This window comes from Streptomyces sp. NPDC005791, from assembly GCF_042871485.1.
In the GTDB taxonomy this organism is placed as follows: Bacteria; Actinomycetota; Actinomycetes; order Streptomycetales; family Streptomycetaceae; genus Streptomyces.
In genome coordinates this window covers 17,586-18,955 of record NZ_JBIAIP010000032.1, presented here as the reverse complement: position 1 = coordinate 18,955, position 1,370 = coordinate 17,586, and the positions used below count along the sequence as shown (strand labels likewise).

At 67.4% G+C, this 1,370-nt stretch carries 1 protein-coding gene; it reads left to right on the top strand.

What is annotated here, in order from left to right; translation table 11 throughout:
- The first annotated feature begins 335 nt into the window (after positions 1 to 335).
- Complete coding sequence (locus ACFYSH_RS33435) at positions 336 to 1,244, top strand: alpha/beta hydrolase (protein ID WP_388757580.1); 909 nt, start codon at positions 336 to 338, stop codon at positions 1,242 to 1,244.
- The last annotated feature ends 126 nt before the right edge of the window (positions 1,245 to 1,370 follow it).

Below are 1,370 nucleotides of genomic sequence, written 5' to 3'. Positions count from 1 at the left end.
GAGCTGCAAACACTCCTCGCGACCTGGACCGGCGCCTGCCCCACCTGTCACCGCGACATGCCAGACCCCGCACCAACATGACCAAGCCCTACTAGCTGTCGTCAAACCCTGTCGGCAATCACCATCGGATCCGATTGGATTCGGGCCGCCGCGAAGCCCCGGATTGCACGGGTTCATTGGACGCGCCGCCCGCCTGTCGGCAAACGATCGTTTGCCGACAGGGTCGGTTGGTCTCGGGGTGCACGCGGCATGTGGGGGGTGCCTAGGAAAGATCCTTCCCATTGTGGACAAGTCGCACCGCAGGCACTCTCGAAGTATCGACAGAGGAGTACAGAGTGCAGCGCAAGATCAGCTTTGACCGTGATGGTGTGACCCTGGTGGGCAACCTGTTCACCCCGGACGACCTCGATGAGAGCGGCCGCTACCCGGCGGTGATCGTGCAGGGGTCGTTCACGTCGGTCAAGGAGCAGATGGCGGGGGCCTACGCAGAGAGGTTCGCCGGGCAGGGCTTTGTCGCCCTGAGCTTCGACTACGCCCACTACGGCGAGAGCGAGGGCCAGCCACGTCAGTACGAGTCGCCGGCCGAGAAGCTCAGCGACCTGCAGGCGGCGGTTACGTACCTGACCGGGCTTCCTTACGTGGAGGCCGTCGGCATGGTCGGGGTCTGCACGTCCGCGAGCAACGGGGTTTACCTCGCCGCTCAGGACCCGCGTTTGAAGGGTCTGGCGACGATCGCCGGGTTCCTCGCCGACCCGGAGGTGTTCGCCAACACCTATGGCGAGGACGGCCTGGCCGCGCGCCGCGAGCAGGCGGCCGCGGCGCGGAAGAAGTACGAGGAAAGCGGCGAGGCGACGACCATCACGGTCTACAGCGAGACCGAGACGGACGCGGCGAACTACGCCCCGGTCCAGGGCGCCTACGACTACTACACCAACGAGTCGCGCGGCAACGTTCCGCAGTACAGGAACGAGCTGGACGTCTCGTCGTGGACGAACTGGCTCACCCTCGACGCGCTGGGCCAGGCACCGTCCGTCTCCACCCCGACGATCGTCGTGCACTCTGATGGCAGTGCCCTGCCGGAGAACGCCAGGATGCTCCACGAGGCCGTCCGGGGCCCCAAGGAGCTCGTGTGGTCCGACGGGAACCACTTCGACTACTACGACTCGCCGAAGCAGATCGACAACGCTGTCGCGAACGTGACCCGCTTCTTCCGTACCCACCTCGCCGAAGGTCAGTCGGCCTGATCCCCGGCCCCCGCGAGGCGCCGTGTGCCCGGGCCCCCACAGGTCCCCGGCCCCCGCCCCACGCGGGGTGTGACCCGTGCGCGCACACACCCCCCCCCCCACAGCCCCGCCCCGGCACGTACGGCC